This window comes from Streptomyces sp. NPDC093018 (assembly GCF_040684035.1).
Lineage (GTDB): Bacteria > Actinomycetota > Actinomycetes > Streptomycetales > Streptomycetaceae > Streptomyces > Streptomyces murinus.
In genome coordinates this window covers 150,507-164,419 of record NZ_JBFBFF010000001.1, presented here as the reverse complement: position 1 = coordinate 164,419, position 13,913 = coordinate 150,507, and the positions used below count along the sequence as shown (strand labels likewise).

General features: G+C 69.9%; 11 protein-coding genes and 1 pseudogene. 10 read left to right on the top strand and 2 right to left on the bottom strand.

Annotated features, from left to right (window positions below; genetic code table 11):
* Positions 1-169: 169 nt before the first annotated feature.
* The 7 genes from xylB to AB0N90_RS00655 all read left to right on the top strand — a co-directional run bounded on the left by xylB (position 170) and on the right by AB0N90_RS00655 (position 9,613).
* Positions 170-1,615, top strand: a complete 1,446-nt coding sequence (gene xylB, locus AB0N90_RS00685) for a xylulokinase (RefSeq protein ID WP_365192095.1) — start codon at positions 170-172, stop codon at positions 1,613-1,615.
* Between the two features lie 39 nt (positions 1,616-1,654).
* Positions 1,655-2,863, top strand: coding sequence for an ROK family transcriptional regulator (locus tag AB0N90_RS00680; RefSeq protein ID WP_365192094.1), 1,209 nt, complete (start codon positions 1,655-1,657; stop codon positions 2,861-2,863).
* 302 nt (positions 2,864-3,165) lie between these two features.
* Positions 3,166-4,650 carry an APC family permease gene (locus AB0N90_RS00675; protein WP_365192093.1) on the top strand — a complete coding sequence of 495 codons (1,485 nt, stop codon included), beginning with the start codon at positions 3,166-3,168 and terminating at the stop codon, positions 4,648-4,650.
* 234 nt (positions 4,651-4,884) lie between these two features.
* Positions 4,885-5,898 carry an acetamidase/formamidase family protein gene (locus AB0N90_RS00670; RefSeq protein WP_361669516.1) on the top strand — a complete coding sequence of 338 codons (1,014 nt, stop codon included), beginning with the start codon at positions 4,885-4,887 and terminating at the stop codon, positions 5,896-5,898.
* A 128-nt stretch (positions 5,899-6,026) separates the two neighbouring features.
* Positions 6,027-6,623, top strand: coding sequence for an N-acetylmuramoyl-L-alanine amidase (locus tag AB0N90_RS00665; protein ID WP_365192092.1), 597 nt, complete (start codon positions 6,027-6,029; stop codon positions 6,621-6,623).
* Positions 6,624-6,725: 102 nt separating this feature from the next.
* On the top strand, positions 6,726-8,033 hold the full coding sequence (locus AB0N90_RS00660; protein WP_365192091.1) for a GAF domain-containing protein: 1,308 nt from the start codon (positions 6,726-6,728) through the stop codon (positions 8,031-8,033).
* A 56-nt stretch (positions 8,034-8,089) separates the two neighbouring features.
* Entirely contained in the window at positions 8,090-9,613 is a 1,524-nt protein-coding gene (locus tag AB0N90_RS00655) for an aldehyde dehydrogenase family protein (RefSeq protein WP_365192090.1), read from the top strand.
* A 460-nt stretch (positions 9,614-10,073) separates the two neighbouring features.
* Here AB0N90_RS00655 and AB0N90_RS00650 read toward each other — a convergent pair.
* Positions 10,074-10,166 (bottom strand): annotated as a pseudogene (locus AB0N90_RS00650) (IS5/IS1182 family transposase); the annotation flags it as partial.
* Positions 10,167-10,344: 178 nt separating this feature from the next.
* Positions 10,345-10,530 carry a transposase gene (locus AB0N90_RS00645; protein WP_365192765.1) on the bottom strand — a complete coding sequence of 62 codons (186 nt, stop codon included), beginning with the start codon at positions 10,528-10,530 and terminating at the stop codon, positions 10,345-10,347.
* A 535-nt stretch (positions 10,531-11,065) separates the two neighbouring features.
* On the opposite strand from AB0N90_RS00645, the gene AB0N90_RS00640 reads away from it, so the two are divergent.
* The 3 genes from AB0N90_RS00640 (at position 11,066) to AB0N90_RS00630 (ending at position 13,891) form a co-directional block, all read left to right on the top strand.
* Complete coding sequence (locus AB0N90_RS00640; protein ID WP_365192089.1) at positions 11,066-11,305, top strand: hypothetical protein; 240 nt, start codon at positions 11,066-11,068, stop codon at positions 11,303-11,305.
* A gap of 45 nt (positions 11,306-11,350) precedes the next feature.
* Positions 11,351-13,465: a BTAD domain-containing putative transcriptional regulator gene (locus AB0N90_RS00635; RefSeq protein ID WP_365192088.1), complete on the top strand. Its 2,115-nt coding sequence runs from the start codon at positions 11,351-11,353 to the stop codon at positions 13,463-13,465.
* Positions 13,466-13,759: 294 nt separating this feature from the next.
* Entirely contained in the window at positions 13,760-13,891 is a 132-nt protein-coding gene (locus AB0N90_RS00630) for a hypothetical protein (protein ID WP_365192087.1), read from the top strand.
* Positions 13,892-13,913 lie beyond the last annotated feature (22 nt).

Below are 13,913 nucleotides of genomic sequence, written 5' to 3'. Positions count from 1 at the left end.
TATTTCGTCATGGCCGTTTACAAATTAGTATGCGACCACGCCTCTGGGAAGAGACAAGGTGTCTTCGACCACAAGGTGTCTTCGACAGATGTCTTCCACGGGCGCCCTCGGGTGTCCTCGGGAGCGCCCCACAGCACATCCCGCTGAGCCGCGGAAGAGGGAGAGCCCCATGTCAGCAGCGGAGGGTCCGCTCGTCGTCGGCGTGGACACGTCCACCCAGTCCACGAAGGCGCTGGTCGTGGACACGGCCACCGGGCAGGTGGTGGCGAGCGGCCAGGCGCCGCACACCGTCACCACCGGCGGGGGCCGGGAGAGCGATCCGCGCCAGTGGTGGGACGCCCTGTGCGAGGCGCTGCGCCAGTGCGGTGACGCGGCGCACGAGGCGGCCGCGATCTCGGTCGGCGGCCAGCAGCACGGCCTGGTCACCCTGGACGAGCGCGGTGAACCGGTGCGGCCGGCGCTGCTCTGGAACGATGTCCGCTCCGCGCCGCAGGCCCGTCGGCTGGTGGAGGAGTTGGGCGGCCCGAAGGCATGGGCCGAGCGCACCGGCAGCGTGCCCGGGGCATCGTTCACGGCGAGCAAGTGGGCTTGGCTCGCCGAGCACGAACCGGAGGCGGCCCGCGCGACCAGGGCCGTACGACTCCCTCACGACTACCTCACCGAGCGCCTGACCGGGCAGGCCGTCACCGATCGCGGGGACGCCTCCGGCACCGGCTGGTGGGCGTCCGCCACGGAGCACTACGACGAGAACACCCTGGCGCACCTCGGGCTCGACCCGGCGCTGCTGCCCCGGGTGGTGCGTCCCGGCGAGGTGGCCGGGACCGTACGCGACGGACACGGACTGCCTTTCTCCAAGGGCACACTGGTGGCCTCCGGCACGGGTGACAACGCGGCGGCCGCGCTGGGCCTCGGGCTGCTGCCCGGCACCCCGGTACTGAGCCTCGGGACCTCCGGCACGGTGTACGCCGTGTCCCGGCACCGCCCGGCCGATCCCACCGGCACGGTGGCGGGCTTCGCCGACGCACGCGGCGACTGGCTGCCGCTGGCCTGCACCCTGAACTGCACGCTCGCCGTCGACCGCGTCGCGACCCTGCTGGGCCTGGACCGCGAGGCCGTCGCACCCGGCGGCTCCGTGACGCTCCTGCCGTACCTGGACGGTGAACGCACCCCCGATCTGCCGAACGCCTCCGGGCTGCTGCTCGGGCTGCGCCACGACACGACCCCGGGCCAGCTGCTCCAGGCGGCGTACGACGGTGCGGTGCATTCGCTGCTCGGCGCGCTCGACCTGGTCCTCGACGAGGACGCGGACCGCGAGGGCCCGCTGCTGCTGATCGGCGGCGGCGCGCGGGGCCATGCCTGGCAGCAGACCGTACGACGGCTGTCCGGGCGGCCGGTCCAGCTCCCCGTGGCCAAGGAACTGGTCGCCCTGGGTGCGGCGGCCCAGGCGGCCGGGCTGCTGACCGGCGAGGATCCGGCCGCGGTCGCCCGGCGTTGGAACACCGCGGCGGGACCGGTGCTGGAGCCCGTGTCCCGGGACGAGGAGACGCTGGCCCGGATCGGCGGGGTACTCTCCGACGCGGCCCCGCTGCTGGAGCGGGGTACGGAAGACCGCTGAGCCGCGCCACCCGGCCCTGGAACGAGGATTGACGCAGGCATGACCGCACCGCTGCACGAGGCCCGACCCACGGGGGTCGGCCGGGCTCTGCCGGACACCCAGCAGGGCATGCGCCGGCGCAATCTCGCGCGGGTGTTGCACGCGGTCAGCGCCGAGGGTTCACTCTCCCGGGCCGCGGTGGCCTCCCGCATCGGTCTGACCCGGGCCGCGGTGTCGACCCTGGTGGACGAGTTGATCCGCTGGGGACTGCTGGAGGAACTGGGCCCCGAACGACCGGGCCGCGTGGGCCGGCCCGGATCGGCGCTGGCAGTGAGCGGCCGCGGCCCGGCCGGCATCGGGGCCGAGATCGGCGTCGATCATCTCGCGGTGTGCGCGGTCGACCTGCGCGGCGCGGTCCGCGCGCGGGCCGTGCGCCGAGGTGCCAACCGCGGCCGGGCCCCCGAGCAGGTGATCGCGGAACTGACGGCGCTGGTCGGCCAGGTGGTCGCCGAGGCCGAGCAGGAGGAGCTGTGGCCCGCCGGGCTCGCGGTCGCCGTGCCCGGACTGGTGGCGCGGGACGGCCGCACCGTCGTACGCGCCCCCAACCTCGAGTGGCGCGACACGGACCTCGGCGCCCTGCTGCCCGGCGACTGGCCGCTCACGGTGGACAACGAGGCCAACTTCGGCGCGCTGGCCGAGCTGTGGCTCGGCGCCGGTACACCGCGCGAGTTCCTGCATGTGTCGGCCGAGATCGGCATCGGCGCGGCGATCGTCGTGGACGGGCGACTGCTGCGCGGGACGCGGGGGTTCGCGGGCGAGCTGGGCCATGTGCCGGTACGACCGGACGGCCCGGCCTGCGCCTGCGGCGGACGCGGCTGTCTGGAGCAGTACGCGGGCCAGGAAGCGGTGCTGCGCGCGGCGGGGCTCCAGCCGCGCGAGGATCTGGTCGGTCTGCTCGCGGAGCGCGCCGGGAAGGGCGAGGAGGGGGTGCGGGCGGCGCTGCGGGACGCGGGCACGGCCCTCGGCATCGCGCTGACCGGGGCGGTGAACCTGCTCGACCCCGAGACGGTGGTCCTGGGCGGTGCCCTGGCGGGCCTGTCGCCCTGGCTGCTGCCCTCGCTGGAGGCGGAGCTGACGGGCCGTACGGCGGGCCCGGCCTGCCCGGTGGCGGTGTCACCGCTCGGCCCCGAGGGTCCACTGCTGGGCGCGGCGCACTCTGTCGTCCGCGCCGTGCTGGACGATCCGGCTTCGGTCGCCAAACGGTCCTGACGCTTCGCCACACGCCTGCGGACGGTGGTGGCAGGCCACGATGCCCAGGTGTCCGCCGGAGGCTCCGGCGTGGTCGTGCGGTCCCCGGCGCACTGTCCTCGCCCGAATGAGTGGCGAAGTTATCCACAGGCTTCCGCTTGTCCACGGAACCGTGGCGCACCCTTCTGCCGGGCCCGCCCGCGCCGTACCGTGAATCGCACGAGGCACGCGCTGCCGGAGCGTCAGAACCTGCGCGGACCTCGTGACTTGAGCGGCATTCACCCAGATCGGGCGGCAACGGACGGACAGACATCGGGGGACACATGCACGGGGAGAGCACCGGGGCTTTGCGGCGTGACGCCATCGGGTTACGCGAGGTCCTGTTCCAGAGCATCACGGCGATGGCGCCGGCCGCCGCGGTGGCCGCTTCCATCCCGGCCGGTGCGGCCTTCGCGGGCGGCAGCCTGCCGCTGGCCTTGCTGGTCGCCCTGGTGGCCTGTCTGTTCACCGCCTCCTGCGTCGCCGAGCTGGCCCGCGAGCTGCCCGCGGCCGGCTCGGTCGCCACCTACGCGGCGCGGGGACTGCATCCGGCCGTCGGCTTCCTCGTCGGCTGGGGCTATGTCTTCGTGGAGATGCTGGTCCCCCCGCTGCTGCTCCTGCAACTGGGCTTCACGGTGGCGGGAACACTGCACGACGAGTGGCCCTCGTACCCGGCGGATCTGTGGTGGCCGTACTCCCTCGCGGGAGCGGTCGTGATCGCCGTCGCCGGTTACCTGGGCGTGCGCGCCTCGGCCCGCTTCGGCACCGTCCTCGGAGCCTTCGAGGTCCTTGTCCTCCTGGTGTTCGCCGCGCTGCTGATCGGTAGAGCGGGCGGCGCCAACACCCTTTCTGTCTTCGGCACTTCGCATACCGTGGCAGGCCATTCCGGGATCGGCGGGGTGTTCGCGGGATCTGTGTACACCGTGCTGGCCTTCGCCGGATTCGAGGCGGCGGCACCGCTCGCGGAGGAGACCCGCGAGCCCCGGCGGACGATGCATCGCGCGGTGCTGGGCGCGGCCCTCGGAATCGGCCTGTTCTACGTCGTCACCACCTATGCGATGACCGTCTACTTCGGACCGGACCGGTTCGCCGGGTTCGGCGCGTCGGGCAACGCCTCCTGGGAGGGGGTCGCGCGGGCCTCCTTCGGCTTCTTCTGGGTGCTGCTGTTCCTCGCGGTGGTCAACTCCACGATCGCCAACGCCAACGCGTGCGCGAACGTGTCGACCCGTACGGCCTTCGCCCTGGCCCGCATCCGGGTCCTGCCCGGGGTGCTCGCCACGCTCCATCCTCGGCGCCGCTCCCCCGTGGCGGGCATCACGGTGCAGACCGTCGTGGCCGTCGGCGCCGTGCTGGGCCTCGGCCTCGGCTACGGCCCCGAGACCGCGTTCCTGCTCCTGGCCACGGTGATCGTCACGGTCGTCATCGGCGTGTACATCGTGGTGAACCTCGCGTGCGCCGGCCACTTCACACGGGTCGGCGGCAGTGCCCTCAAGCCGATACGGCATCTGCTGTTCCCGGTGCTGGGCATCGTCGCCTTCGTCCCGGCGCTGCTGACGGCGGCCGGTCTGCCGGTGTTCGACTTCGTGACCGAGCTGACGGCTCCGGTGTCCTACGCGGGTCCGATCGTCGGCGTCTGGATGGCGGCGGGCGTGGTGGTGCTGCTGGTCCTGGCCCGGCGTCACCCCGAGCGCATAGCCGAGACCGCGCGGGTGCACATCGAGGAGGACGCCCCGGCCGACCCACGGCAGGACGGCAGCGTGGTCGGCTGACCGGTCCCCTCACCGGCGCCGCGTGCCGTACGACCGCCCGATGCCTGGTGGTCACAGGCCCCGCCCACCGAACACACCGAACACCACGCCGCCCCACGCCACGCCGACCACGACGACCACTCCGACCACTCCACGTTGCGGCTGCTGCCCGGCGGACCGCACTCTCCTCCGCCGGCCCGCACTCTCCCCCGCCCTCCCCTACGACCCGCCCCATCAGAAGGGACCCACGACACGATGACCGACCCCCGGATCCTCACCGTGCGACCGGAGCCGGACGAGTACGCCTGGACGTTCGGCGGCGCGGCACCCGTGGCCCGCATCGCGCCCGGCACGGTGCTCGACCTGTTCACGGAGGACTGCTTCGCCGGGCGGGTCCGCTCCGAGAAGGACCTTGTGTCCGAGGTCTGCGAGTTCCCGTTCCTCAATCCCCAGACCGGTCCCTTCCACATCGAGGGCGCGGAGCCGGGCGACACGGTGGCCGTGCACTTCGTGTCGATCGAACCGGCCCGCGACTGGGCGGCGTCCACCACGGTCCCCCTCTTCGGGGCGCTCACCTCCACCCACGCCACCGCCTCGCTCCAGCCGCCGCTGCCGGAGCGGGTCTGGATCTGGGAGCTGGACCGTGCCCGGCGCACCGCCCTCTTCCGGGCGCGGGACAGCGACTTCGAGAGGGAGCTGCCCCTGGAGCCGATGCACGGCACGGTGGGCGTGGCGCCGGCCAACCTGGAGGTCCGCTCGGCGCTGGTCCCGGACGCGCACGGCGGAAACATGGACACGCCCGAGATGCGCGCCGGCGTCACCTGCTACCTCGGGGTCAATGTGGCGGGCGCCCTGCTCAGCCTCGGCGACGGACATGCCCGCCAGGGCGAGGGCGAGACCTGCGGGGTGGCGGTGGAGTGCGCGATGAACACCGTGGTGATCGTGGACCTCCTCAAGGGCGTCGCGACCCCGTGGCCCCGGCTGGAATCGGACACGCACATCGTCTCGACCGGCTCGGCGCGCCCGTTGGAGGACGCGTTCCGGATATCGCAGGCGGACCTGGTGCGTTGGCTGGTGAGCGACTACGGGTTCAGCGAACTGGACGCGTACCAGTTCGCCACCCAGACCGTCGAGTCACCGCTGGCGAACGTGTGCGACACGAACTACACCTGCGTGGCCAAGCTCCGCAAGGAGTGGCTGCCCGCGCGGGAGACCTACCGCGGTGTGCACGCGCGGCTCCGGGAGACCGCACGGACGCTGCGCGGCTGACGACCGGTCACGGGAGACCGCGCACACCACGACGCCCGACACCCGCCCCCCCACATGCAAGCGCACCACCACCCGTAGTCCCATCACTCCCCGACTCCCCCACTCCAGAAAGGCTCCCCACGATGGACATGGACCGGGAAAGGCCGCGTCTGAGCAGACGTTGGATTCTGAAAGGCGCGGCGCTCGCCGCCGTTCCGTACGCGCTGCTTCCCGAACCGCAGGCCGGGGCGAGCGGTTCCGTCGACTATCCGCCCGCCGAGTGGACGCCCGCCAGCACCTCCAACTACACGGACTCCAGCCGGCCCGGCAGCTACGCGATCGACCGGGTCATCATCCATGTGACCCAGGAGACCTACGCCAACACCCTGGCCATCTTCCAGGACCCGGAGAAGCAGGTGACCGCGCACTACGTGGTGCGGTCGGCGGACGGACACGTCGCCCAGTGCGTGCGCGAGAGCGACATCGCCTGGCACGCGGGCAACTGGAGCTACAACACCCGCAGCGTCGGCATCGAGCACGAGGGCTGGGTGGACCAGCCCTCCTACTTCACCAACGCCCTCTACGAGCAGTCGGCGAAGCTCACGGCGTCCGTCTGCGACAGATACGGCATCCCCAAGGACAGGGAGCACATCATCGGCCACTACCAGGTGCCCGGCACCGACCACACCGATCCCGGCCCCAACTGGGACTGGGTCCGCTACATCAGACTCGTCAACTTCGCCTAGCACAGATCCCGAACCGGCGTCACACCGGTTGTCTGCGCGGACACGGCACGTGACGATGGTCCCGGCCGGATCATCGCCGTCACACCGTCCGGGGAGGCCGAGTTGACCGATCCGTGGGTGGCCCTGGAACCGGGGGCCGATCCCGCCGAGCGGGTCCGGGTGCTGCGCCGCGCGCACGAGACGTTCACCACGGTGGGCGCGGTGCCGCGCCCGGTGCGGTCGGTGGTGGCGGAGTCGTGGCGGCGCAGCGTGCGGGCCGGTGTCGTACCGGATGGCACGGCGTGCGTGGAGTTGTCCGACGGTGATCTCGGCGCCTATCGGGCGGAGCATCCGCTGGCCCGGGTGATGCCGTTGTTCCGGGAGTTGCTGGGCACGTTCGCCGCCGAGGACGAGCAGTTGCTCGCGGTGTGCGACGCGCAGGGCAGGCTGCTGTGGGTCGAGGGGCACCCGGGGGCGCGGCGGCGGGCGGACGCGATGAACTTCGTACCGGGTGCGCGCTGGTCGGAGGCGGCGGTGGGCACCAACGCGCCGGGGACCGCCGTGGCGCTGGACCGGCCGGTGCAGGTGTTCGCGGCGGAGCACTTCACCCGGCGGGTGCAGCCCTGGACGTGCGTGGCCGCTCCGGTGCACGATCCGCGCACCGGGCGGGTGCTGGGCGCCGTGGACGTCACCGGTGGGGACGGGCTGGCGCATCCGCACAGTCTGGGGTTCGTGCAGGCCGTGGCGCGGGCGGCGGAGGCCCAGTTGGCGCTGCTCGCTCCGGCGTGGTGTGCCGCGGACCCGCCGATGCTGCGCGCGCTGGGCCGGGACGAGGCCGAACTCATCGCCCAGGGGCGGCGGATGAGGCTGAGCCGTCGGCACAGCGAGATCGTGCTGCTGCTGTCACGGCATCCCGAGGGGCTGACGGGTGACGCGTTGCTGTGCGCGCTGTACGCGGACGAGTCCGTGACCCCGGTGACGTTGCGGGCGGAACTGGCGCGGTTGCGGCGGTCGTTGGGGCCGGGGCTGCTGGCCTCGCGGCCGTACCGGCTGACGGCCCCGGTCGACGCGGACGCGACCGTGGTGGAGCGGCGGCTGGCGTCGGGGGCGCTCACCGCGGCGGCGCAGGCGTACGCCGGTCCGCTGCTGCCCGGTTCGCAGGCCCCGGCGATCGTACGGCTGCGGGAGCGGCTCGCGCGGGGGCTGCGGACGGCGCTGGTCGCGCAGCGCGATCCCGATCTGCTGGCCGACTGGGCGCACGCGCCGTGGGGCGAGGACGACATCGAGGTGTGGCGGGCGCTCGCGACGGTGCGCCCGACGGCGTCGGTGCGGTCCCGACTGGCGTCCCTGGAGATGGAGTTGGCGGTGCCCGCCGCGCGGGCAGGAGGGTGGGCCGGGGGTGCAACGTACTTGCAACGTCGGCGCGCCTAGCCTCGCGCCGAGAGCTGCCCAAGGGCGGGCAGCGCTGCACCGGGAGGCACACCAGGATGACTCGTTACGCGGCGCCGGGCACCGAGGGCGCGATCGTCTCCTACCAGTCGCGCTACGACCACTTCATCGGCGGCGAGTACGTGCCGCCGGCGCGCGGGCAGTACTTCGAGAACCCGTCGCCGGTCAACGGACTGCCGTTCACCGAGATCGCGCGCGGCACCGCGGAGGACGTGGAGCGGGCACTGGACGCGGCGCACGCGGCCGCCCCCGGGTGGGGCCGTACGTCGGTGACGGAGCGCTCGGACGTCCTGCGGAAGATCGCCGACCGCATGGAGGCCAACCTCGAAGCCCTCGCGGTGGCGGAGAGCTGGGAGAACGGCAAGCCGGTGCGGGAGACGCTGGCGGCGGACATCCCGCTGGCGATCGACCACTTCCGGTACTTCGCCGGTGCGATCCGCGCGCAGGAGGGGTCGCTGGGCGAGATCGACGACGACACGGTGGCGTACCACTTCCATGAGCCGCTCGGGGTCGTCGCGCAGATCATCCCCTGGAACTTCCCGATCCTGATGGCCACATGGAAGCTCGCGCCGGCGCTCGCCGCGGGCAACGCGGTGGTGCTCAAGCCGGCCGAGCAGACCCCTGCGTCCATCCATTACTGGGTGAGCCTGATCGCGGACCTGCTGCCGCCGGGCGTGCTGAACATCGTCAACGGCTTCGGTGTCGAGGCGGGCAAGCCGCTGGCATCGAGCCCGCGGGTGGCGAAGGTGGCGTTCACCGGGGAGACCACGACGGGGCGGCTGATCATGCAGTACGCCTCGGAGAACATCAAGCCGGTCACCCTCGAACTGGGCGGCAAGTCGCCGAACATCTTCTTCGACGACGTGTGGGCGCACGACGACGACTTCCGCGACAAGGCGCTGGAAGGCTTCACGATGTTCGCGCTCAACCAGGGCGAGGTGTGCACCTGCCCGTCGCGGGCGCTCGTCCAGCGCGGCCACTACGCGGAGTTCCTGGCGGCCGCGGTCGAGCGCACCCGGCAGATCAAGCCGGGGCACCCGCTCGACACCGACACGATGATCGGCGCCCAGGCGTCCAACGACCAGCTGGAGAAGATCCTCTCCTACCTGGACATCGGCCGGCAGGAGGGCGCGAAGGTCCTCACGGGTGGTGAACGCATCGAGTACGACGGCGAGTTGAAGGGCGGCTACTACGTGCAGCCGACCATCTTCGAGGGCGACAACCGGATGCGGGTCTTCCAGGAGGAGATCTTCGGCCCGGTCGTCTCGGTGGCCTCTTTCGACGACTTCGACGACGCCATCAAGATCGCCAACGACACGCTGTACGGGCTCGGCGCGGGCGTGTGGACCCGGGACGCCAACACCGCCTACCGCGCGGGCCGCGCGATCCAGGCGGGCCGTGTCTGGACCAACTGCTACCACGCCTACCCGGCGCACGCGGCGTTCGGCGGCTACAAGCAGTCCGGCATCGGGCGCGAGACGCACAAGATGATGCTGGAGCATTACCAGCAGACCAAGAACCTCCTGGTGTCGTACTCGCCGAAGCGGCTGGGATTCTTCTAGACATATGCGAAAGGGCGCCTGAACTGGGTTTTCACCCGTCAGGCGCCTTTCGTTCAACCCACTCTCGACCGAGCCCGGCCTGCGCGCTGACTCCCAATTCCTCTCACGACTGCACCCCTACTGACCAGTGCTTCCGGACCAGTCACGGACCAAACACCCGGTTCAGCCCTCGGGTACGTCACCTTGACTGACGCGCTGTTACTCGTTCATGGACTGCTCGATGAGACGGTTCGCCTGCTCTCGAAGGTCGTCAAGGAACTTGGCGTAGTGGCGAAAGGGAACCTCGATGCTCTGGCCGGCGCGGCGGCCGCACTCGGCCGGGTCCACTCCGGAGTAGAGCCAGAACGAGATCCCGGCGTGCCGAAGATCGTAAGGCCGCTTGGCCGGACGAGAAATCCGCTCACATGGGCACGCAGCAATGTGCTGGTCAGAGCCACTCGCCCTTGTCGGGTTCGGTGCAGCGGATGCCGCGTCGTCGCAGGTAGGCGCGGTTCTTGCGAGAAGCGTGCGCCTTGTCCGCGCGCACCCGCCTGGGCCGGGTGCGTGGCCTGCCCGGCCCCAGCCGGGGAACCCGGACACGGCCCAGGACGGCCTCGAACTGCGAGGAGTCGCCCCGCTGCCCCGCCGTGATGACGATCGACATGGGCTTCTGCCGTTGCTCCACAGCCATACCCATGCAGCGTGCTGGTGGGCACGGACGACGGTGGAGTCGACGTTGATGTCCCCAGTGATCAGGTCCTTGGCGTCCGCCTGGGCAACAGGTAATACGCCCGGCTCCACGGCCCGTATTCGGCAGGCAAGTCTCGCCACGGGATGCCAGTACGGACCCGGAAGTGTATGCCGTCGATCAGTTGCCGCCGACTCCATGTCGGCGGCCGACCGGACTTCTTACCCTTCGGCAACAACGGCTCCAGCACCGTCCATTGCTCGTTCGTCAGGTCTCCACCCGCCACGAATCAAGATCGTCTCACGGCCGAGATCCAATTTCGATACACGCATAGATGATCGGCAAGACCGCGGCAATTGATCGTTGGCTCACCGCTCGGTATCCGACCTCACCGCGCCGCATGAACGGCCAAAAAAACTCTTGTCTCCAGGGTATCTTGTTCTTGAGATCCCATCCGGCGAGAGCCTCCGGCCCGTCATGTGCCCGTCCGCATCGCCGTTGAAAGCCCCGGATCACGCGTGCTACTTTGTCGAAGATTCGATGTCATGACGTGCCGTTGGCCGTACCGAGGCTCTAGCACGTCCTGACCCATTGACGTCAGCTTTTGCGGCGTGGATCGCCGGTCTGGAGATCGAAAAAAGATGGCTGAATCATCAAGGTGGCGCGAAAGCCGAGAGGTATGGCCCGGCACCACCCTTCGGACCGCGAACCTGTGCGCCCCTGTCAACGTCGACAACGGCGAAGCGATCGGGCAACGTAAGCCAAACCGGAATTGAGCGAACTTCTTGGCGTTCCCGAAGAAGATGATGAAGCCGCGTACCGGCCAGGCTTCCAACCCGACTGAGGGCCGCTTCGGCATCCAGATCACGCAGTCGATGTGGTGCCGCGCCCCGCGCGACCGCACCGACTCGTGGAACGCCGACACCGCCCCTCCCCCTCGAACCGCGACCGCCGGCGAGATTCCGGCGCAGATCCGGCGCGTCACGGCCGACGTCAGGCAACCTCGTCAACGCAACGCAAGCTGATCCCATCGGAGTCACAAGCACATATCAATACGGGGGAAGTCCATCATGGAGTTCGGAATTCTCGGCCCCTTACTCGTTCGCGACGACCGGGGAGAGGAACTGGTCATTTCGAGCACGCGACTTCGCATACTGCTCGCGAGCCTACTCCTCAAGCACAACACTTTGGTGCCCGCGACCGACCTCTTGGAGACCGTGTGGGACGGCCGGCCCGCGGCCAAGGCTCGCGCCACGCTGTCGAGCTACGTCATGCGGCTGCGAAAGAAACTCGGCCCGGACTCGGCCAAGAGAATCCGGACGCTGCCCACCGGCTACCTGATTTCGGTGGCCGACGACGAAATCGACCTCCGAAGGTTCCTCATGCTCAGCGCCGCAGGCCGTCAGGCAGCGGCTCACGAGAACTGGGAGCTCGCATCCGACACCCTCACGAATGCCTTGCGCTTGTGGCGAGGTGAAACCCTGGCCGATGTGCCGTCGGAATCCTTGCGGCACAGCGAGTGCCATCGCCTCCAGGAGACCCGGCTGCAGACGATCGAACTGTGGGCGGAATCCTGCATCCGGATCGGCAATGGTGCGGTTGCCGTCACCGAGCTGCAAAGGCTGACGGAGGAACACCCGCTGCGGGAACAGTCCTGGAAACACCTGATAAACGCGCTGGCAGAGACGGGACGCTCGGCAGAGGCGCTCCACGCCTACCAGCGACTCAGGGAGACACTGGCCGACGAGTTGGGATCCGATCCCAGCCCGCCCCTGCAGCGTCTCTACCATCAGATTCTGACACCGGGAAGCTCGCCGCCCACCGACGACGAACCACAGATACCGGGCTCGCCTCAGGTCACCGCCATGAGCGGCGACACGCAGTCGGCCGGGGAATTCACGCCGAACCCGTTGCCGCCAGCTCCTCCCCACTTCACAGGCCAGGCGTCACAGATCGAGGACATCGTCGGCAGGTTGACCGACAATCGCCATGACGTTCCCCTGGTCACGGTGTCCGGCCCGCCCGGGGCCGGCGCGAGTACTCTTGTGGCCCATGTGACGCACCGGCTGAGCCAGGAGTTCAAGGACGGCGTTCTGTACGCCGACCTGGGCGGCGCTGCGTCCAGGACACACGCGGCTCTGAAATCCTTCCTTCAGGCATTGGCGCCCGCGGGACTCGAATTACCGGTGCACCCTGTATCGCAAAAACGTCTTTGCCGATCGCTGTTCGCGGGCCGGCATTGCCTGGTGGTGCTCGACAACCCGGCCGACACGATGGATGTCCGGGACCTGATCCCCGCGGAACCGGGAAACGCCGTGCTCATCGCCAGCTGGGGCCGGCTCACCGCCCTCCCCGGCGCGTACAACGTCGAACTCGCCATGCTGCCCCCCGATGAGAGTCTGGCTCTGGTGGCCAAGAGCATCGGGCGTGATCGCCTCCTGGCCGAACCGGAGGCCGCTGCGGCACTGATCGATTTCTGCGGTGGGCTGCCCCTGGCCCTGCAATCGGTCGCTGCGAAGCTGGCCGCCCGTCCTCATTGGCGCCTGGTGGATCTCATCAGCAGCCTTCAGCGGGACCGGGCCGATGTCGACCAGTGGCACCTGAGCGGCCTCGAAGTCCGGAGCAGCTTCGACGTACGCTACGCAATGCTCTCCGAGAGCCAGCAAACCCTCTTCAAGCTACTGTCCAACCTGGACGTCGACGACTTCACGCTGACCACCGCGGGAATCCTTCTCGGCGACTCGGCGTGGAGGGTCAGCCAGGACCTGGAGACGTTGGTGGACATCAATATGCTGAGCTCACCTGCCCCGGGCCGCTACGCCTTCCACACCCTACTGCGCGAGTACGCCCAAGGGTTGTCTCGCAATACAGCCGACATGGCGCTCTTGAGCAGGGCACTGCACCGTCTCTTCCGGCACGAGATCAGCCAGCTCCAGCTCGTGAGCGATGTCCTGCTGCCCGAGGACGCCACCGGTATCCTGGCTCGCCCTCATCCGTTCTCCTGCGGAGAAACCGCCCAGCAGTGGTCCGGTGACCAACTCCAGCTGCTGATGAACATGCCCCACCACGGCATCGGCGCCGAAGACGCAGACGGCCTCGACCTGACGACTTTCTGCGAGCTTCTCCAGCGTCTCCTCGCGCTGACGGATCACTGGGAACATCTCCAGTCCGCGGGGAATCGCTGATCGAATTCGCCGTACCGCGAGGCGCCCAAGCGGCCGAATCACTGGGGACCGCGCTCTGGGCAGGTCTTCTTGCGTCGTGGCGAGCACCGTGCGGCGCGCAGGCATGCGACCCGTTCACGTGTATCTCGCCCGCCGCCTGGGCGACAAGGGCAGCAAGGCGAAGGCGCTGAGCCTGCTCGGCCAAGTCCACGGGGCGGAGACGTCACCAGCGGGCGGTGCAGCGCCTCGTCCAGGATCTTTCGTTTGGATCACCTCGGGAGCCCGGCATGATCCAAACGAGAGGCCCTTTAAGCCATGGAGTTCTTCCAGGGTCTGGATCATCAGGCGGGCGAGTCGCTCACGCTCGGCTACCTCGACGTGCAGCACCTCCCGTTCGGGCAGCCGCAGCGCGACCACGTCCCCGGCGGCGAGGCCCGCGTGAGCTGAGGAGCGCTGCGGATGGCGGGTC

What these genes read in the sequence shown, in the direction of transcription:
- xylB (WP_365192095.1), top strand. Translation starts at nt 170, where the DNA reads ATGTCAGCAGCGGAGGGTCCGCTCGTCGTCGGCGTGGACACGTCCACC.
- AB0N90_RS00680 (WP_365192094.1), top strand. Translation starts at nt 1,655, where the DNA reads ATGACCGCACCGCTGCACGAGGCCCGACCCACGGGGGTCGGCCGGGCT.
- AB0N90_RS00675 (WP_365192093.1), top strand. Translation starts at nt 3,166, where the DNA reads ATGCACGGGGAGAGCACCGGGGCTTTGCGGCGTGACGCCATCGGGTTA.
- AB0N90_RS00670 (WP_361669516.1), top strand. Translation starts at nt 4,885, where the DNA reads ATGACCGACCCCCGGATCCTCACCGTGCGACCGGAGCCGGACGAGTAC.
- AB0N90_RS00665 (WP_365192092.1), top strand. Translation starts at nt 6,027, where the DNA reads ATGGACCGGGAAAGGCCGCGTCTGAGCAGACGTTGGATTCTGAAAGGC.
- AB0N90_RS00655 (WP_365192090.1), top strand. Translation starts at nt 8,090, where the DNA reads ATGACTCGTTACGCGGCGCCGGGCACCGAGGGCGCGATCGTCTCCTAC.
- AB0N90_RS00635 (WP_365192088.1), top strand. Translation starts at nt 11,351, where the DNA reads ATGGAGTTCGGAATTCTCGGCCCCTTACTCGTTCGCGACGACCGGGGA.
- AB0N90_RS00630 (WP_365192087.1), top strand. Translation starts at nt 13,760, where the DNA reads ATGGAGTTCTTCCAGGGTCTGGATCATCAGGCGGGCGAGTCGCTCACG.